Here is a 23,463-nt window from a genome sequence, read left to right as displayed (position 1 = left end):
GAGTATTGAGGTTTTTGAATTATGAAGCGAGCATCATTAAACCATGTATTTCGCTGTGTATGGAACGCAACATTAAGAATTTGGGTCGTCGCGTCGGAAAAAACCAAGGCGAAGAAAAAGCATTCCTTAAGTGCGGCCGTTGGTGTCGTCGCTTCGTCTATTATCGGGGGCGCTCAGGCAGAGGCACGGTATGGACCAAATATTCAAATTCCGCCTCCACCACCTGGTACGTCTACTTCACGGGCAATTGATTCTAGTACTTTGCCGACAGGAGGAAGTGTTCAGTATGGTTCAGTGTCGGTTTCGGAAAATGAAAATAGCTTAAACATAAAGCAATCATCAGACAGGGCAATATTAAATTGGGAATCCTTTAGTATTGGTAGTGATGCAAGTGTTAACTTTCTGCAAAATAGCGAGTCCTCCGTTGCGTTAAATAGAGTTTTGGGTAATGACCCTTCACTTATATATGGTTCATTAACTGCAAATGGCCAGGTGTTTTTATTAAATTCCAATGGCATCACTTTTGGTAAAGGCAGTCGTATTGACGTTGGTGGCCTGGTTGCCTCAACAAGTGAAATTAGTGATGAGGATTTTTTATCCGGGAATTATGAATTTTCCAGTAATGGCAATGATAAGGGAATATTAAATGAAGGGAGTATTGACGCAGAAGGGGGGTACGTTGCTTTATTAGCGCCTACGGTAGAAAACGAAGGCGTAATAAGTGCCATGTTAGGCACGGTTGCTTTAGCGGGCGGGGAAAAGGTCACATTAAATATTGTTGGCAATGATTTAATTTCTATCGCAGTGGACCCTGGTACAGTCAACCAGTTAATTGCTAACAGGCATTTAATCCGTGCCGAAGGCGGCAAAGTATTTATGCTGGCTTCTGCCGCGCAAAGCCTTATTGAAAGCGCAATTCCCATTGACCAAGCCGAAGCAGATATCCTCGTTGCAAACGAAGATGGTTCATTTAGCCTGACATCACAATCTGGTTCTATCGTCGCAGGGGAAGTAGAAATTTCCAGTGGTGCAGGTGGCGTAACCCGGATTTCTGGAATGATCGATGTTTCCAGTGATGCGATTGGTGGTCACGTAGAAATAACCGGCGGTGAAGTTACTTTAGAATCCACTACTCAAATTGATGCTTCCGGTCGTGATGGTGGTGGTTCAGTTTTAGTGGGTGGAGATTTTCAAGGTGCCAATGCCGATGTATTAAATGCAGATAATACTCTCGTTGAAAGTGGCGCAACAATTATCGCGGATGCGCAGGTAAGTGGTGATGGCGGGCGTGTTATTGTTTGGGCAAATGACCACACAGAATACGAAGGTGATATTTCTGTTCGAGGTGGTTCCGAATCTGGCGATGGTGGCTTTGTTGAAGTTTCCGGTAAAGAAACCTTGCGTTTTAATGGCATGGTGGATGCAGGTGCTGATAATGGTGAAGGTGGTTCATTACTGCTTGATCCAAAAAATATTACGGTTGCGTCTGGTGGCGGTGCAGCAAGTACCGATGTTGATCAGTTTACTGATACGCCCGCCGGTGATAGCACTATTGATCCGGACACAATCACAACGATCACCAATGCAGGAACCAGCATTACTTTACAAGCCAATAACGATATCACCATTGAAGATTCCATTCTCAGTAATAACATGGGCGGGAATGGAGGTACTTTAACTTTCCAGGCTGGGCGCAGTATCTCTGTGCAGGCAACAATTTATTCTGATAACGGTAATATTAATTTTATTGTTAACGATGACGCCGCTGATGGCGGAAACCGGGATGCGGGTAATGCGTCATTCCAAAACTTTGGTTTAATTAATGCGGGTGTTGGCTCGGTTACGATTACCGGAGATAACTCTGTAGCGAATGACCTGATAACGATTTCAACCGGTAGCGTAATTGCCGACAATTTAACAATTACCCATTCAGAAACAGATGCCGGTGGCAGTATTACTCTCGGTGGTATCACCATAGGTAATTCCGGTATATTTAATGCTTCAACGGGTAATGTCAATATTACCAATACCACATCTGACGGTGCGGTACGTATTCAAGGCGCAACGACAATAACGACCTCTGGTGATGTCGATATCCAGGGCGACAGTACAGATATCGAAACGCTTCAGGTCACAGCAAATAATGTGACACTTTATGATAAAAAATCCGTTCAGTTAGGGGCCTCAGTAATATCGGGAAACTTACTTCTTGATATCGTTGGGCCTATTGGTAATACCGGAATTGTTACCGTTGTTGGTGATGCCTTTATTACAACAACAGACGGTGGTTTCGGCATTTCTAATTCAGATATTAATCTGGGTAATTTTGCGAATGATTTTAATCGGGTAATTGTTGATCAGGATAGTACTGGAGCCGTTGCGACTTTTCGAGATGCCAATAACATAATTATTGGCGGTACGGTTGCCGATGATTTAACTATTACGACTGCTGGTGATATGAGAGATTTTACAGACGCAGAATTAGCTGCGTTTGTTGACCCGGTTTTTTCCAGTGGCCGCACTGTCGATGTAAGTGCTGTTGGCCCGTTGACGTCAATTTCCAATAGTATGTTTTTGACTTTAAATTCTGGTGCAACGGGAAATATTACATTTGACCATGCCAGTAACGATTTTGGTCAGATAACTATTAGTAATGCAAACAACGTCGTTATTAATGATGTTGATGATGTTGCGATATATAACACAAATGTTCAGGGAAGCTATAGCCTGACCGCCGGGAGTACAATTCGGTTTGATGATAGCGACACCATTGTTGTGGGTGCGGGTTTTACTGTACATAATACCTCAGGCAATATTTACTCAGATAACTATGTCGATTTTACGGTTGGTGGTAATTTTTCTATTACCTCAGATCTAGGCGCTTTTTACACTGGATATGATTCTGATATTACCGTTAACGACGGTAATTTAACTATTTCTGCCGCTTCAACAATTACCTTTGGTGAAGACGCCAATATTGATGTAAATGACGTAGATATATCTGGAACCGATGGCAATCTGGATTTTACTGCGGGCGGTACGATTTCTCAAAATGGTAGTGTTACTGATGATGGCACTATTACTGTAGATGGTACCTCTGACTTTACTGTTACAGCCGCAACAAGTGATTTGTTGGTCGGTGAAAATGGAAATAATTTTGCGGGTACAGTCACAATGGATGCGACTGGCTTGGGAACCTATCGCGATGTAAATTTCCGAAATGCCAATGCAGGTAATGCTGTTCTTTCTGGTTTGGAAAGTGCGGGCACTTTACGTAACGTGACGTTATATTTTGATAATGCCACGTCGTTAAATTTGCCCGGCATGACCATTACACAAAATTTAATCGTAGATGTTCCTAATGGCGCAGTAACACAAGCGAATGAGCTTGTTGTTGCGGGTGATACCTATTTTGATGTCAATCTTGCAGGAAATATTACGTTAACCCATGGTGATAACGACTTTAATGATTTTATTGTTGAGCAAGCCAACGACGTTACTGTTGTTGATAAGGACGACCTGAATTTTTATGCGTACTACGATGTAAATACATGGCGTGGTACAGATATAGGTGGCAGCCTGACGGTAACTGCCGGTGGTGACGTTACCCAAACCAATAACCCATATGGGATTCGTGTGGATGGTTTGGCCAGTTTTACCCTGGGGGCAAACAATCTCGTTTTAAATAACACTTCGTATAACCAGTGGAACCAGTTGCAATTTGTTTCGGCAAATAATGTTTTGCTTCATACAGAAACAGATATTCAAATTTTAACGTCCACTGTGAGTGGTACATTTGAATTAATTTCCGGTGCAACCTCATTGGATATTACTCAAGGTGGCGGTACAACACTTACCACTACAGGTAATACAACTTTCCGGTATTTTGACAATATTACCTTAGCCAACTCAGGCAATAGATTGGGTGATTTGTATATTGATGATAATAATTCCTCAAGTTATTCCGGTACAACATCCATTACAGAAAATGATGCCATTACACAGTACGCGGGATGGGAAACCTTTTACGATTCCATTGTTCTGCACACAGAAAATGATCAAGGGATTACCTTAACTCAGACGAGTAATAACTTTGGCAATATTATTATTACGCAAACCAATAGTGGCGCGGCATCCGCTGGTGCAGTTTCTATTAACGAGAATAATCATATTACTCAGGGTGGAGCCTGGACGACGCACGGTAATACTGCAATCTCAACAACCAGTCGAGCCTATGATGTTACCTTAACCAATACTTCTAACGTATTGGGTGATTTACAAATATCAGCAGACGATGTCTATATCAACGAAAACGATACTATTGGAGACTTTGCTGCATGGACAACAGATATCACCACTTTAAATGCTTATGCATTAGGTGTTTCTGGTAATGGCAATATTGTTTTAAATGAAGCTGGCAATGTGATGGGTGACTTACAACTCACCGCACAAAATGCAACGATTACAGAAAACCATGCAATCACTGACTATGTTACACAATGGAATACACCGGGTACCGTCATTCTTAATGCCGGTACTGCTGCAATCACTCTCGATGATATTGACAATATTCTGGGTGATATTGATATTAATGGCTCTCCCTCTTCAGTATTAATTACCGAAAACCATGATATTACCCAGTCCGGTGCCTGGGCCGTAGGTACTGCACCGGTGACATTAAATTCTCGTGCGAACGATATTTTAATTACCGAAAGTGGCAACACAATGGGTGGTATTACAATTACCACCGTTGATGGCACGCCATCTTCTGTCACTATCACAGAAAACTCCACCATTACTCAAGCTTCCGCGTGGGTAATTGCCGGTGTTCCAGTAACGCTCAATGCTGAAAATAATAATGCGATTACCCTAACCAACTCGTCGAATATCATGGGTAATCTGATTGTTACGGGTGGTGCGGTCAACATTACCGAAGCAGACAGTATTACCGATGGTGCCGCATGGACGACCACTGGAACTACAACGCTTAATGCGGGTAGCACAGGCAGTACCAGTATTATTCTGGATAACGCCAGCCATGTATTAGGGGATCTGGCATTCGGTGGTATTCCTCAAGCCGTCACCATTACAGAGAACGACAGCATTACACAGGCTTCGGCCTGGAGTCTGGGAAACACGCCTATTGTTTTAGCTGTTTCTGACAATAACGACATCACGCTTAATCAAACAAATAATGTATTGGGAACGCTGGATTTAACTGCGGGGGGCACAGGTAATGTCACGGTTGTTGATACCAATGCGATTACCGATTCCGGCGAGTGGACAGTTGGAGGAATCGCAACATTAACGGCCAACAACGGTGGAACTCTGCAAGATATTGTTCTGGATGCGGCTGGGCCTGCGGGCACGATTGGAACTTTGCGAGTTGTGGAAGCGGCAAATGTCGATGCCAGCGTGGATGTGAATACGCTACAAGTTGATTCCGCAACCAACGTTACCTTAACCGATGCAGACGAAGTGGATATCAACACCTCTTTTGTCACTACTTTATTTGAAATTGATGCCGGTGGTGCAATTACTCAATCCGGTGCGATAAGTTCAAATCAGTTATTGTTGGTGGGGTCTGGTTACGCCACTTTGACCAATGCGGGTAACAACGTAACTAACCTGGCTGCTGCCTTTACCGGCGGTGACTTGCGATATACCGATGCGAATGATTTTGCTGTAGCCACAGTAAGCGGTACCAATGGTATTGGTATCGGGGCAAACAACATTACCCTTACTTCGATTGCAGGCACCGTAACCGGCCTGCCAGATATCAGCAACTCCTCTGCATCACTCACTATCAATACGGGCACCGCCCTTGTGTTGCCCAATATGGTAATTGACGGCGCACAAGACTATACCGCAGGCGGCTCAGGCATTACGCTCAGCTCAAGCGTACAAAGCACTTCTTTAGGTGCAATTAGTTTCCACAGTAATGTTACTGCAAGTGCAGACCTGACAATCCAAAGTACAAATTCCAATATTTCTTTTGATGGCACCCTCGATGGTGGCGGAAATATTCTTACCATTAACGCCGGAGCAGGAACCAACACCTTTACTGGTGTAGTTTCCAATATGGGCAGTGCCGGTGACGCGCAAACCGCGTTGAATTTAACTGCGGGTGGAACGGGTTCTACTTTTCTCAGCACCTTAAGTGCAAACAACGGGATAACTGGCACGGGCTCTGTTGTATTCCGGGATAACGTGACCCTTTCTGACGGTACAGTAGGTTCAACGTTTGCCGGTCAGGTGACGTTAGGTAAAGTCGGTGGAATGAACCTTTCCGGTTACGACACCCTGAGGTTTAGCGGTGGTGTGGTGCTTGAAAACGGCGCGGCGGAAATCAACTCCAACAATAGCCTGCTTACTTTTGAAAACAACGCGATTCAAGGGCCGTATGATTTAGTTCTGAACTCCGGTAATGCCCAGCTTTACGGGTTGGAGTTGGTCAACCCGGATTTAACTTCGCTGGATGTCACTGCTCAGCTACTCACCATTGAAGCAAGTGGTTTAGTCATCAATGGGGCGCAAACTTTTACCGCCACAAATGGAACCAATATTCGTTTGCTGGGTAATGTACAAAGCACCGCTGCTGGTGCCATTACGTTTAATTCTGCTGTGGATATGGGGGCTTCAGTCACTCCCGCCAGGGCTGTTACCAGCGTTGACTCCGCCATTAATTTTAACGGTGCAGTCGATGGTGCATTAGACCTTACTGTCAATTCCGGTACTGCTACTACAACCTTCGCTGGTGCCGTGGGCAGTACAACTGCCATCGGTGATGGCACGGGTGCATCTTTGATATTGCAGGGTTCAGGTAGCACGGTATTTTCTTCCACATTAGATGCCCGCTCAGGCATGACCAGTGTCGGCGGAGTAATGTTTAGCGATAACGTGACCCTGGCCAATGGTGATACTGCGTCCAGTTTAGGTGGCACAGTTATTTTTGATGGCATCACCTTTGATGGTTATGACGGCTTGACTGTGGCTGGTGCAGCCACACTATCAACCGGCGCGGTAACCATAAATACCAACGGCGGAAATCTGGAGTTACAGAGCACCATAGACGGCGCTCAGGATTTAACTGTTAACGCGGGTACAGGTGCCGTTACTTTTACGGGGGCAGTTGGCGGTGTAACAGATATTGGTGATGGTACCGGCGCGGCAATTAGTGTTGCGTCTTCCGGTGCAGTCGGTTTCCAATCAACCGTAGAAGCAAATAGCGGCATTGTTGTGAGTGACGCAACCGGTTCTGTTTCTTTCCAGAATGATGTCACTTTAGCGAATGGCGACACGGCCAGTAATTTTTCCGGTGATGTCGTCTTTGATGGTTTAACTTTCTCAGGCTTTGATGGCTTAACGATTGGTGGCAATACCACGCTTTCCACTGCGGCGGTGATACTGAACACCAATAATGGTGCCGTTGATTTCACCGGCACAACAGACGGTTCGCAGGATTTAACTGTTAATGCGGGTTCTGGTGCTGTGACCTTTACGGGTGCCGTGGGCTCTGGCTTGGGTACGGAGCTAGGTGACGGTACAGGCGCGGCCATTACGGTTGCCACATCTGGCCCCGTTGAATTTGCCAGTACGGTTGAAGCCAATTCCGGTCTTGTCGTCTCCAATGCGGCAGGCGATACCATTCTGCGCGGCGACGTTACTTTGGCCAATGGCGATACCGGCAGTAATTTCGCTGGAACCGTTACCCTGGATGGCCTGACGTTCACTGGTTTTGATGGCTTCAATATTGATGGTGCAGTGACGCTTGCTTCCGCTGCCGTTTCGGTTGATAGCAACGGCGGAGCCCTAAATTTTGGCAGCACAATTAACGGTGCTCAGGATCTGACTTTAGCAGCAGATGCAGGCTCAATTTCTGTGACCGGTGCGGTGGGGCAAACCACCGCCTTAAATAACATCACCATCAATGCTGCGGACGCAGTGACATTCAATGCCCCAGTGACCTCGGCCAGTTTTAACCAGGCGGTTACCGGCACAGGCGCTTTCACTCTAGGCGGTCTGCTTACAGCCGAAACCGGTGTCGTTGCACTGGATGCTTTAAGCCTGGATCTTAACGGCGGAATTATTACCTACGGTCAATTAATGGATTTGAATGCGGGTGTCGGCGGCATCGACTTGGCTGCCGGGCAAAGCGTAACAACCACAGCGACAGCGAATTCAGGGGCCACTTCCGGTGCGGTAGATATAGATAGTGTTGGCGGGGTGAACCTTGCAGGTGATATTAATACCCAAGGGGCCAGCCATATAGTGACTACAGGCAGCCACGGTGGTGCTGTTACGGTTGACGTAAGTGGTGGCGCATCAACCATCACGCTTGCCGGTGATATCACTACCTCCGGGGGAGCCACTACGGACGCCAATGCGGACGGTGGCAACGCCGGGAATATCAGTTTCAATACCGCGAGTGGCAATATCAATATACAAAACAGCACCATGACTGGAGCCGGAGGCATTCCCGCCGGGTTCGGTAATCAGGGTGCGGGAGCCAATGTCACCTTCTCAGATCCGGTGGTATTGCAAACCGGTGCAACGTCCATTTCTACCGGCGCTTCTAGCGGTAATATTCTCTTCACCGGCACGGTGGATGGAACACAGAACCTGACGCTGAGTGCAGGTACAGGCAATATCGACTTTGATGCGGCAGTAGGTAATAGCTCAGCATTAAGTGCATTAACAATTAATTCTGCTGCAAACACCACGCTGGATAGCACTCTGGATGCCGCCAGCTTTACCCAAACTGCTGGTACGGGAACCACAACGTTTTCTGGTGTAAGCACGCTAAGCGGAGCTTTTGATTACACCGGACAAAACCTCACTGTAAATGCCGCGATAAATTCTGCGGGCACTACCGAAGTGACCCAGGCTGGCACCTTTACTACAAGTGCGAGTGGTGACATCAGCGCAGATGCCGGATTTGTCCAAAACGGAACAGGTACCAACAGCTTGGCGGGTGATGTGGTTACCGCCAACAACGGAATTAGCTTTGCCACAGGCATTTCGTTAGCGGGTGACCTGCTAATGAACAGCGGTGCCGGGGCAGGCAATATTATGCTTAGTTCTACCGTGGATGGTGGTCAAAACCTTAGCTTAACTGCGGGCACCGGTGGTGTGACTCTGGGCGCTAATGTCGGTAGCAGCACCAAACTCGCCAGCCTGAATGCGTCAGCTGCAAATATCAGCCTGAACAATGTAGATACCACAGGTACGCAAACCTATACAGCCAGTGGTGCAATTACCACCAACAGTAGCTACAGCTCTGAAGGTGGAGCAATCAACTTTGCCGGTAATGTTATTGCTGAGGATGTACTCACTGTAAACACCACTGCCAATGCAGCGGCGGGGGCCAGCATTACCTTCGGCGGCACTTTGAATTCAGCCAATACAGAAACCAACAATGTCACCTTAACTGCGGGTACAGGCAATATTGATTTTGATGGCGCTGTGGGTGCAACTGATGCGCTGAATGACTTACTGGTAAATTCAGCGGCCAATGTCACTGCTGACTCAACCCTTAATGCGTTCAGCTATACCCAAAATGCAGGCAGCGGTACTACAACGCTTTCGGGTGCAACAACTTTAGGCAATAACTTCAGTTTTACCGGGCAACACCTCACAGTGAACGCCGCGCTTGGTACAACTAATACGACTTCAGTTGTGAATGCTGGCACCTTTACCACGGGTGCATTAGGCGATATCAACGCTGGCGCGGGCTTCAGCCAAACGGGAACGGGTACTAACACCCTGGCGGGCGATATTACTACAACCAATGATGATATCGGCTTTGCTACAGCAATCACCCTTACCGGCGATGTAGCGTTAAATACGGGTGCCGGTATTGGTGGTGTAACACTAGGCAGTACCGTGGATGGTGGACAAGCGCTCACTGTAACTGCCGGTACTGGGGATGCCACTTTAAGTGGTAACTTGGGTGCGTCCACAGCACTTGCCAGTGCGTCTGTATCTGGTGCGAATGTAAATTTGCACGATGTGACCACCAGCGGCGCGCAAACCTATACCGCCACAGGCGGTATCACAACTAACAGCACCTACTTAAGTGAAGGTGGTGCAATTACCTTTGCTGGTAATCTGATTGTCGAAGATGCCTTAATCGTAAATACAACGGCTAACGCCAATGCCGGTGCGGCGATTGCCTTTAACGGCACAGTGAATAGTGCAACGTTAGAAACCAATGCCGTTACCCTGACAGCAGGCATTGGCAATATCGACTTTGATGCTGCCTGGGGTGCAACCGATGCACTTGGCGCAGTAGCCATTAACTCCGCTGCAAACCTCACCCTGGACTCTACTTTCAATGGTGCAAGCCTGGTGCAATCTGCCGGAACAGGCACAACAACCTTTGTCGATAACCTAACCACCAGTGGCATAGCTGGTGTGAATATTACCAACACCAATATTGTGCTGGACGGCTTAACCGTTAACGCTGAAACCGGCAATGGTGTTGTGCGTATGGCGGGTGTCACCACACTGAATAATGATCTCATTATTACTCGTGGCACGGGTGCGGTTACCTTTGCATCGACACTGGATAGCCAAGTGGCAGAAGCCAACAGCCTGACAATAAATGGTACCGGAAGTGGTTCAGTAGCCTTTACTGGAGCAGTAGGTAACAACGTTGCTTTAGGTACTGTACTTATTCAAAGCGCCACCGCAATTACGGCGGGCAGCTCCATTGATGCTGCGAATTTGGGCCTTGAAGCTTCCAGTGATGTGACCTTAACCGATGCAGGCAATGACGTTGATATTTTAGCGGCGACACTTTCCTCTAACGCCGCGCTTAGCTTTGTTGATGCAGACGGTTTAACCATCGGTGATGTGGGTACGCTATCCGGCTTGAATGACGGAGCTGGTACCTCAAATGTTTCTTTGACTGTTAATGGTTTATTGAATCAATCCGTTGGATCGTTAATTTCTCTGGCGGGTAATTTAACCATTGATACTTCCGCGTTTAATGCGGGCAATGTTTCTGTTACCAATGCCGATGTTGGTGGTACAGAGCTGGGCAATAGCTTTGTCAGTGGCGATTTCACGTTAGATTCCGCTGGTGATATTACCCAAAGCGCGGGTGCGTATTTACGTGTGGGAGGGAATTTTAATACTCCTACGGGCACGTTTGTTGAGGGCGACACAAGCGATAATTTCTTTGCCGGAGGCGGAGGTATCAGTGCAGATAATGAAATTCGCTTAAACGGCGTGATTACTTTGGAAATGGTCGGTAATGACCTGCGGGCAACGGACCACAACGCCAATGTCCAGACTGTTGTTGAAGCCGATCTGGCTGGTGGAGTTTTAGTTGTGAGTGATGCCGGAGGTGAAAGCATTACCCCGGCTGCGGATGTGTCTGCGGTTATGCTCACCGAAAATAACCTGATTACCGGAGCCTTAAGTATTATTACGGACGGCACCTATACCTCGGGTGGGGCAACCAACGAAACCGGCATTCTGCAATCCTCTGCGCTGAATTTACCCGGTAATATTTCGCTGGTCGTACAAGAAAGTGCAGCCAACACAGACGGCAGTATTGTTGCCGGTGAAGGTCTGTTTGTTCTGGATAATGCCGCAAACGTTTTCGCGGGTAGTGTGAGCGTTGATGCAGAAAATATGGATGTGCAACTGGCCGGGGAAGGTGCTGGCGCGTCAGCCATTCAATTAGGGAACGTTAAAGCAGGCCAGTTCCTTCTTGATATTACTCAGGGGGCAACCCAAGCCGCGAACACGGCTATTCGAGCTAATGAGCTGGTTGTTCGCGGTGCCGGTGCGACATTACTGGACGGCGCCAATCGCATTGATGACTTTGCCGCAAATGTGAGTGATGCCTTTACGCTAAACATCGGTGCAACCTATACCGGTGCCGCCACAACAGAAGTTATTACCATTAACCCCTTTGATGCAGGTGGTGCGGTAGTCGGTTTAACAACAAGCGACGATGCAATCAATATCAGCAGCGGTATTGATTTGGATATTACCAATGCCATCAATTCCGGTGCGGCTCAAACCTCTATCACCGCAACAAATAATCTGAATATTAATTTGTGTAGTGCGGCTTCTACCTGTAACCCTGGCCTGACTATCAGCAACACCGAATTAGCTTTGGTTAGTGCAGGGGCGACTCGTTTTATTACTCAAAATAACCAAGACATTTACCTTTCTGGCGTAACGGAAGCAGGAACGGCCAATACAGGTTTAATTGAATTGGTGAGCGCAGATGCGATTGATTTTGCCACTTTAGCTGGTGCAGTCAGCCCCGCAGATAATTTGTTTACCAGTGGTGTAAACGCGACAGCGGTTGGCAGCGTCAATGTTGGCACTAACCGTTCGATTGAAACCAATGGCGCCGCTCTGAATCTGACTGGTGCTCAAGTCAATCTTAATAACGGCAGTACTTTAAACTCTGAAGGGGGTAGCCAGACATTAACCGGTAGCGTTCAGGTTGGTGGTACCGTTCTGCTTACTTCCGGTGCTGGGGCTGGAGATATCTCAATTGTTAATTCAGTTGATGGAGCCGCTGATTTAAGTGTGACAGCAGGCACTGGCAATATAGATTTTCAAAGTGATCTGGGCGCGACGACTGGGCTTTCCAGTATGACAGCCTCTGCCGCAAATATTGCTTTAAATAATGTGAGCACCAGCGGCAACCAGTCGTATACCGCTGCAACAGGCATTACCACTAACAACAGTAACTATGTGACTCAAGGTGGCAGTGTTGCCTTCGCAGGTAACCTAACCCTGAATAATGCTATGACCGTGGACACCACCAACAGTGGTGCCAACGCTGCCGGGGCAAATATCACTTTTACCGGTACGGTAAACAGTCAGGCCAGTGAAGCCAATGCGCTAACACTGACTGCGGGAACCGCTGGCAATGTAGATATGCAAGGCAACGCAGGGCAGGGAATCAACGGTGAGCTGGGTGCGGTTCAGATTGTTTCTGCCAATCAGGTGGATATGCAAAATATTGTGGCCGGTAGCCTGAGCGTGATGGCTACCAATATTGATTTGAACTCCACCACCTATGATGCCAATACCGGAGCCATTAGTCTTAACGGCACTGTTGATCTGGATTTAGGTGCGGCGACAGCAAGTCTTACCACCGCTAACCAAAATATTACGCTAGGCAATGTCAGCGATGCCGGTTCAGACAGTGCTCTCAGTTTGAATGCCGGTTCCGGCGTGCTTGCGGCCAGCGGTGTTTCTGGCGTTACCACATTGACTGTGACTCAAACCGGGGGCGCGAGTTTCTCCAGTAATGTTGCAGCAACAACCGTTACCCTGACAGATACCACAGGCGCGATTGTCTTTAACGGTGACTTAACCGCCGACACCCTGAACACCGCAGCTCAGGATTACAGTGTTTCACTATTGGGTGGTGCAACTGTTACCAATGATGCCACTCTCTTGAATACCGGTGCAGTGACTCTGGGCAATGCGGCTACCGATACCACAACCTTCACAGGCGGTCTGGATACCACCGCAGCTTCAGCGACAAACGTGGCGGGAACCCTTGCCACCACCAATACACAAATGGACTTGGGTGCAGTTACCTTAGGTGCTGATACCGCTTTAACTTCTGGCTCTGGCGCAATCAATATCGCCTCGGTTACCGACGGAGCAAGCAGCTACTCACTGGACTTGGGTAATGGTACGCAAACCGGTGCCATCACAGTCAGTGGTAACCTTACAGTCAGTGATTTGGATACCTTTACCAGTGCCTATGATCTGATTCTTAACGGTAGCTCCAATACGGTTGATACGGATACCACCTTGCTCAATACCGGTGCGGTGACCTTGGGTGATGCGGGTACGGACAGCTCAATATTTGCAGGAGGTTTGGATACTACAGCCGCTTCCGTGACAAATGTGGCGGGCTCCGTTGCCACCACCAATACACAAATGGACCTGGGTGCGGTGACTTTGGGTGCTGATACTGCATTAACTTCCGGCTCAGCAGCAATCAATATTGCTTCAGCCACAGATGGCGCAAGCAGCTACTCCCTTGACTTGGGTGACGGAACCCAAACCGGGGTGGTCACCATCAATGGAAACCTTACAGTCAGCGATCTGGATACTTTCGCCAGTGCTTATGACTTGACTCTCAATGGTGCATCCAACACCGTTGATACGGATACCACACTGCTAAATACTGGTGCGGTAACCTTAGGTGATGCTGACACTGACAGCTCTACTTTTGCGGGTGGCCTGGATATCACCGCTGCATCCAGCGCAAGCCTGGCAGGCACCATTGCTACTACAGATGCGCAACTGGATATTGGCACTGTAACCTTAACTGCCGATACCACCTTGGCTACTGGTACTGCTGACTTGAGTTTGAACAGTACTGTAAACGGTGCTTTCAACCTTGCTCTCAATAGTTCAGGAATCACCACTCTGAATGGTATTTTGGGTGGGGTTAGCGAACTGGTTTCTCTTACCACAAATGCGGGTGGCACCACCGAAATTGGTGGCAGTCAGCTTTCATTTAGCGGTGCTTTGACCTTCAATGATGCCGTGACAGTGAATACCGGGACTGCGTTAACTGCTGGCTCCATTACTACAGGTTCAACCCTTTCTGCGGGGGTGAATAATCTCACCTTAACCACAGACGCCCTTAGCCTGGGCGGAAATGTTACAGGCTCTGGTGACCTGATTATTGAGAACGAAACCGCTGCCGCCACTATTGGTTTGGCCAGTGGTGCGGGTACTCTGAATCTGGATGCGACTGAGTTTGGTTACTTGCAAGACGGCTTTAATAGCATCACCTTTGGTAATGTGAACTCCGGTGCGATAACGCTTGGTGCGGGTAGTGTCAGTCTGGCGGATACCACTATTCTGAACTCTGCTGGTGCAGTGAATGCATCTGGCAGCCTTGTGTTGAACGGGGATTATCTGCAAGTAAATGCCGGTGCAAGTAGTGAGCTGTCAGGCAGTGTTTCCGGCACTGGTGACCTGCAAACCATTGGCGCGGGTGAACTTAACCTTGCTGCGGCAAACACCTATAGCGGCCAGACAACTATTGGTGCAGGCGCCTCTCTGAGCGTGACAAATACCAGCGCTTTGCAAGGCACTAGCAATGTTGCCAACAGCGGTAATTTGGATGTTTCCGGTGCAACTAATGTCACAATAGCATCCGTTGCTGGCTCTGGTGATGTGAATTTGGGCGGTGAATCCCTCACGCTAAGTAATAACTCCGGTGAAATCTCTGGCGTAATTTCTGGTACTGGCGGCAGCCTCGCTCTGGGTGGTGGTTCGCTTACATTATCTGGAATCAATACCTACACAGGCAGTACCTCTGTAAATGGCGGTACGCTCACTGTTACAAATAATGCGGCATTGGGTACTGCAGATGCCGGTACTACAGTGGCGGATGGTGCTACTTTACTGCTCGATGGTTCTGGCTCAAACCTTACTATTGCAGATGACTTAACTCTCGCTGGCACTGGTAATGCCGGAGCGGGTGCAATACGTAACCTTACTGGAGATAACACTCTAAATGGCAATGTGACCTTAACTGGTGATACTCAAATCGAAGCCGCTGCGGGAGGTATGCGCTTTAACGGTGCTATTGATGCCAGTATCGACGGAGCCAGCGCATTAACCATTAACAGCTCTGGCGCTGTTTCATTAACTGGTGCAGTTGGCGGTACAACAGCATTGACCAGTCTTACCACTGATGCCGGTGGCAGTACCAGCCTTGCCAATGTCACCACCACAGGAATTCAAAACTATGGCGATAACGTCAGCCTGGGTGGCTCTTACACCGCAACGGATGCCAACATAAATGTTGACGGAACCGCCACGTTAGCTGGTGCCACAGATATCAATTCTGGCAGTGGTAATGTGACCTTTACCGGTGCTGTTAACGGACCCCAAACCCTGGCTGTAAACAGTAGCGGCACCACTACCTTCAGTAGCGATGTAGGTGGCAGCACTGCGCTAACCAGCTTGACTACCGACGCGGGCGGTGATGTCAGCCTGCAAAATGTAACTACCACTGGAGCACAAAGCTACGGCGACAATGCCAGCCTTGCTGGAACCTATACCACTACCAATGCCAATGTGAGCGTTGGTGGTGCAACCACACTTGCTGGTGCGACCAATGTGAATGTGGGCAGTGGCGGTGTGAGCTTTACTGGCACAGTAGATGGTGCTCAAACCCTGGCGGTAAACAGCAGCGGCAGTACAACGTTTAGTGGTGATGTAGGTGGTACAACCGCCTTAACTAGCTTGAGCACAGATGCAGGTGGCAATGTCAGTCTGCAAAATGTGACCACAACAGGTGCACAGAATTACGCAGATAATGCGACCCTTAATGGAGCCTACACCACAACCAATGCCAACTTGACTGTTGGTGGTGCAACTACCCTTGCTGGAGCTACCAATGTGAATGTGGGTAGCGGTAATGCGAGCTTTACTGGTGCCGTAGACGGTGCACAAACATTGGCGGTAAACAGCAGTGGTACAACAACCTTTACCGGTGATGTGGGTGCAACAACCGCCTTAACCAGCTTAAGCACAGATGCCGACGGTAATGTCAGTCTGCAAAATGTGACCACAACAGGTACTCAGAATTACGCAGATAATGCGACCCTCAATGGAACCTACACCACAACCAATTCCAATCTTTCTGTGGGTGGTGATACCAGCCTGGCTGGAGCAACATCCGTTAATGTTGGCAGTGGCAACGCAACCTTTACCGGTACCGTGGACGGTGCACAAACCCTGGCAATAAACAGCTCTGGTAGCACAATCTTCAATAGCGAGCTTGGTGGTACTACAGCGTTAACCAGCTTAACCACAGATGCTGGCGGTAGTGTGAGTGCGCAGAGCGTAACTACCTCCGGGGCGCAAAGCTACGGAGAAGACGCAACCCTGAGCGGCACCTACACAACCACCAACGCCAACCTCAGTGTGGATGGAACAACCACTTTGGCGGGCGCAACCAGCATAAATACGGGTAGCGGTAATGCAACCTTTACCGGAGCGGTAGATGGTGCAGCAACTCTGGCCTTGAATGGTTCCGGCAGTACAACCTTTAGCAGCAATGTGGGTGAAACCACAGCCCTGACTAGCGTTACAACCAATGCTGGTGGTGATGTGAGCCTGCAAAACGTTACCACGACAGGAGCGCAAAGCTACGGAAATAACGCCACTCTAAATGGCAGCTACACAACAACCAATGCAAGTTTTGATGTTGCAGGCAATACCGGTTTAGCCGGAGATACCAGCATTACCACCGGTTCCGGTGACATTGCTTTTGACGGCACCATTAATGGTTCGCAATCACTGCAAGCCAGTACCACAGGTGCTGTTAACCTTGCTGGTGTGGTGGGTGGAACAACAGCGCTTACCAGTGTTGACCTTGCCGGTGGTTCTATCTCTGTTAGCGATGTGGATACAACCGGTACACAAACTTACACAGCCTCAACCATTGCAACCAACAGCACTTATCGCTCAGATGGTTCGGCCATTACCTTTGATGGTGATATGACAATCAATGGCGAGTTAATTGTTGATACCACCAACAACGCATCGGCTGGTGCCAATGTTCAAGTGACAGGCACTCTGAACAGCCAAGCCTCAGAAGCAAATAATGTGACTGTGACTGCTGGTACCGGGGCCGTTGAGTTCGCTGGTGATATGGGAACAGCTACGAACGGTCAACTGGGCAACTTGCTTATTACCTCCGCAAGCCAGACAGACTTGGCCAGCGTAACAGCAGCAAGCATCAATATTACGGCAAACAATATTGACCTGAATGGTACTGGTTACCAAGCATTTTCAGGGGAGATTACTTTTGCTGGAAACCTTGATTTAGACGCGGGTTCTGTCACCACAGCCATTAATACAAATAACCAGAACATCACCTTTGAAAATAGTGTAACCAGTGCTTCCAGCGGCGCTACATTAGCCGTGAACGCAGGTTCTGGAAATGTGGAAGGCCAGGGCGCGCTTTCATTCAGCAACCTGAATGTAACCGGTGGAACAGTTACCTTTAACCATTCAGGAAATGCAATTTCTGCCGTTACAGCCAGCGTTGGCGCTGGCGGGCTTTCATTACGCAACAGCGCAACATTGACTGTGGCTGCTGGAGGCGTAACCAGCTCGGCGGGTGATATTGATCTGCGCAACAGCGCGGGCAATATGGTGCTGGATGGTGCCGTCACCAGCACTGGTGCAGGGGATATCTTAATTGCCTCTACCGATAACTTTATTAACAACGCGGGTGCATCTGCGTTGCAAACCAATACCGGTCGCTGGTTGGTGTACTCCTCCAATCCTGGCCTGGATACCCGTGGCGGCTTAACCCCGGACTTTAAACACTACAACGCTAACCTGTTTACTGTGCTTCCCGGTGCAACCAATGGGCGAAACGGTTTTATATACGAAGTCTCTCCACAAATAACCGTCACCCTGACAGGCAGTGTTGGGCGTGTTTATGATTCAACTACTAATGCCGTACTAACGTCAGCGAACTATGATGCAACAACCGGTGCAATAGACGGTGATGTAATCACCCTTAACTATCCTGTAAACGGCACTTTTGATACCAAAAATGTGGGTGAAGGCAAAAACATTACCGTCAATGGCCTGCAAATTGTGTCTGTAAGTGAGGGCAGTGCAGACGTTTACGGTTACACCCTTACTTCCACATCTGCCGTTGGTGATATCGGTACTATCACCGCCGCCGACTTGATTGTGAGTGGTCTGGTTGCCTTTGATAAAGAATACGATGGCACAACCACGGCACAAATCAGTACTGCTGCCGCCAGTGCTGTCGGTGTTATTGGCTCAGATGATATTGCTTTTATCAGTGCATCCGGTGTGTTTGACTCTGTTGATGCAGGCACAGGTATTGGCGTTATAGCAACAGATATTCTGCTTTCCGGTAGTGACCGCAACAACTACCAGTTAGTGCCGGTCACCGGGTTGAGCGCAGCGATTACTCCGAAGGAATTAACTCTTAGCGCAAGCGCAGTAGACAGAGCCTACAACGGAACTGTGCTTGCTACTAACCAAGTGAGTTTAACTGCGGACCTTATCACTGGTGACGATGTTAACTTTACTTTCAACGCGGCTTACCTTGATTCCAGCGCAGGGCAAAACAAGTTTATTGATGTGACCGACATTCTTATTTCGGGTACGGATGCGGCAAATTACCGTGTGACTTCAAATACTCAAGCCTTTGCAGATATCTTGCCGGAACAGCTCACCGTCTATGTAAATAACGATGCCCGGTTTGTGACAGAAACGGATACTGTCGGGTACAACGGTGTGAGTTATGCCGGTTTTGTCAATGGTGAAAATACCAATGTCCTGTCCGGTAACTTAGTGATAACTCGTACCGGCAACCAAAGCACTGCGGGCAGTTATACCGATGTGCTCGTCGCTTCCGGGCTTGATACCGACAACTACCATATTGTGTACGAGCCAGGGGATTACCAGATTGTTGGTGCTGACACTTTGCTGGTTCGCATGGACAATGCCAGCGTTACCTACGGCGAAACCCCAAGCTATCAGGTTGCCGATGCACGCTATCTGGACGGGGGAAGCAACAATATTGTTGATCTGACTTCCATGATAACCGTGACCGGAAACAGCCTTAGCCTGAATGACAGCACAGGTGGCACAGCCTCTTTAACCTTGAGCCTGCTCAATACAACCAACAGCAGTGCCGGGGAAATTAACGCGGGTAGCTATGTTGTTGAAGCTGCGAATATTCAATCCGACAGTGCAAACTTTAGCGATGTTTCCTTAATTGGCAACTTGAGCGTGACGCCTCGGGCAGTCACCGTAAGCGGAATTACTGCGGCCAGCCGAGTATACGATGGCACAACCGATGCTGAACTGGATACCTCCGGTGCCGTCTTCAATAACATCATATTGGGCGATGACCTGTCCCTTGTTTCTTATGCTGAGTTTGAAGACAAAAATGCAGGAGCGGATAAGCAAGTAATCATTACCAGCGAATACTCCGGTATTGACCTTGATAACTACTTTATTACTGATCAGGCAACTGCTTTGGCAACCATTACCCCAAGGAGCTTAACCGTTGCCGGGGTGACTGCGGATGATCGAATCTACGATGGAACGACATCTGTTTCACTGAATACTGACAACATAACTTACACCGGACTTGTAGAAGGCGATATTGTTGCTCTAAGCGTGACAGGTGCCTTCCGTGACCGTAATGTTGGCAACAACCGCCTGGTTGATCTTACCAATACCTATACCGGAGCCGATGTAAATAACTACGCAATTAGCAGTCAACTAACAACAACAGCAGGCATTACCCCAAGGAGCCTGTTCCTTAGCGGCAGCGCCGGTGAAGACCGTACCTACAATGGCACCAATGTCCTGGCTGCGGGTTTGGGGTACGGTGAATTACTGGGTGTGCTGGTTGACGACGAAGTCAGCATTGTGGGCTTTGCTGAATACGACTCTGCCAATGCAGGTGCTCGCACCATTGAGCAGGGAACCGTTGCACTAAACGGTGGTGATAGCGGCAACTACTCTCTTCACTGGATAGATGGCAGCGGCACCATTACACCCGCGGACTTAACCGTCGTAGTGGGTAACGATGCGAAATTTGTGAGTGAAGCGGATACCGCGGGATACAACGGAGCAACCTATTTGGGGTTTGTAAACGGTGAGAGCATTGCTGACCTGGATGGTTCGTTAGCAATAAATCGAGTGAATTCAGAGATCAACGCAGCGGGTGTTTATGGTGATGTATTGGTGGCATCCGGTTTAACTTCAACAAACTACGCGATTCAATATGTTGCAGGGGATTACAGTATTGTTGGTGCGGACGAACTACTTATTAGCTTTAACAATACCGCCCACGCATACGGTGATGCCGCAAACTATGTGGTAACCGAGGCTCGATATTTAGATTCCAGCGATTCATCCATTATCGATTTAACAGGTAACGTGGTTGTTAACGGTAATCGTGTGAGTTTAACCGATGGCTTTGGTGGCTCTGCGAGTTTTGAGTTAACACCCATGAGTGCTCAGTTCAGTAACGCTGGTGAACTACAGGTGGGCAATTACGATTTGGGTGCGATTAATGTCGCCGTGACCAGCGCTAACTTTGATAGCGATATCACCGTAGTAGGGGGGCAGACTGTTACTCCGAGATCGGTATTTATTTCATCGGTTACTGCGGAAGACCGTATTTACGATGGTACTACTGCTGCAACAATCAGCCTTGTGGATACCGGTGGTTTATTGGCTGGTGACCTTGTCGATGTGAATTTCTCTGGTGTTTTTGCAACACGTAATGTTGGAACAGACCTGGAAGTATTATTGGTTGGTGAGTTCAGTGGTGTAGATCTTCACAATTATCGGATTGATGCCGTTTCCACAACCACAGCAGATATTTTGGCGAGACATTTAACTATTCGTGGTATTACAGCAGAAGACAGAGTTTACGATGGAACGCGCGATGCCACAGTGGTGACCACCGACATGGTATTGGATGGGTTGGTAATTGGTGATGACGTGAATGTGGGCGCCACCGGGGGTTTTGCCAGTCGTAATGCGAGTGCCGATATCCGTGTTGATCTTGACCTGAATTATTCTGGCAACGATGTGGGTAATTACATAATAACTGATCAAGCCAGCACATCAGCAACCATCACTCAGCGTCAACTTACCTTATCAGGCATTGAAGCTATAGATCGTGTTTATGACGGTACAACTGCGGTTGAGGTTGATGGTAGTCGTGCAATTTGGGATGGGTTGGTCGCGGGTGACGATTTAAATTTGAGTGTGACTGGCACACTGGAAACGAAAGACGCCGGTGTTGATCGAACTGTGATTCTGAGTTCGGCGTATACCGGTGCAGATCTCGATAACTACCTTATTACCAACCAACTCACGAGCACGGCGACTATCAGCCAAAGAGAGATTACGGTAACAGGTTTGGTTGCGGAAGACCGTATTTACGACGGTACAACCAATGCTTCTGTTGATGTAAGCCTTGCCAACTTCGAAGGTTTAATTTCCGGGGATGATATTCGTGTGACGAGTACGGGTGAGTTTGAAACTCGTAACGTGGGGAATGATTTGTATGTTGCGTTAACAAACTCATACAGTGGCAGTGATGTTGCTAACTACCATTTTGTTAACCAGGTTTCTTCATCGGCAGATATAAGCCAAAGAGCGTTGACGGTTACTAATGTGATTGCCGACGATAAAATCTATGACGGTACAACAGCGGTCACGATAAATCCTGAGTTAGCAAATATTACAGGGTTAATTGATGGCGATGACGTTACCATCGAACTGTTTGGTGAATTCTCAAGTAGTCATGTGGGGGTAGACATTGACGTGCTGCTTGATGGCAGGTTCACCGGTTCAGATGCCAGCAATTATATTGTTTCATCGGATTCGGTTTCCCGAGCGTCCATTACCCCCAGAACAATTCTTGTGTCTGGAATCACTGCGGCGGATAAATTATTTGACGGTTCAACCTCCGCAACTCTAGACCTTTCACAAATGACAATGGAAGGGCTGATTGAGGGGGATGACGTAACCTTAGGCGCTGCGGGTTACTTTGCAAATGCCAATACCGGGGTTGAACGCAGAGTAATGATTACGACTCACCTAAGCGGAAACGACCTAAACAATTACATCGTTGTCGCACAAGATCAGGCCTATGCGGATATTCTTCCCGGTGTGTATACCCAAGGTTCAAGAGATATTGCCGCGGTTGTTGAGGCTGCATTCCCTGTTCGCACCATCTCAAGTATTGGAGCGGAAACGGCCATAGAACAGAATGATGAACAACACCAATTTGCGGTTTCTACACCAATGGATTACACCCTTGCTGACACGCAAGAACCGATAAAACTCTCGGTGGCAGAATATGCTCCAGTTAGTTCATTGGTGTCGATGAACAAGCATGATGGGTTTATCAGCGTGAAGCACTTTAATCCGTTAACGGTTAAAGGTAATCAGCCATTTGTTATTAACTTACCGGAGGATACTTTTACACACGCGGGTCAATATACGGTTGAAGCGCAGCTTGTTGATGGAAGCCCTCTACCTCAATGGCTAGAGTTTAATGCCAAAGAACTGCAAATATACGGGGTTGCTCCCGATAATAAAACGCTGATTGAAATCGTGTTTATTGCGCGTGATAGTCTCGGCAATGTGGTGACCTCTAAAATGGAAATCACACTGTTAGCGATAGAAAACGGGATGACTTTGGTTTCGAATATGTAAGAAATTTTCTTTTAGGCTGCCAAGGATGGCCGTAGGTCAGAGACATGGATAGTGGAGTTTGGTTGGCCATGAATGACAACAATTCAAAAATGCCAAATTTCTTCTAAAAGAAACATCAGGAAATAAAATGGTCTTTGCTGTTTTTATTCTTTTTTCTTCAACTATAAATAAAAAAAAGGCGACCATATGGCCGCC

General features: G+C 48.1%; 1 pseudogene. It reads left to right on the top strand.

The window, feature by feature from the left end:
- Positions 1 to 21: 21 nt before the first annotated feature.
- Positions 22 to 22,629, top strand: a pseudogene (locus P5V12_RS12575) (YDG domain-containing protein); the annotation flags it as partial.
- Positions 22,630 to 23,463: the final 834 nt, after the last annotated feature.

The organism is Teredinibacter sp. KSP-S5-2 (assembly GCF_032773895.1).
Classification (GTDB): domain Bacteria; phylum Pseudomonadota; class Gammaproteobacteria; order Pseudomonadales; family Cellvibrionaceae.
The sequence above is the reverse complement of the archived record's forward strand: the minus strand, read 5'-3'. Positions and strand labels throughout refer to the sequence as shown.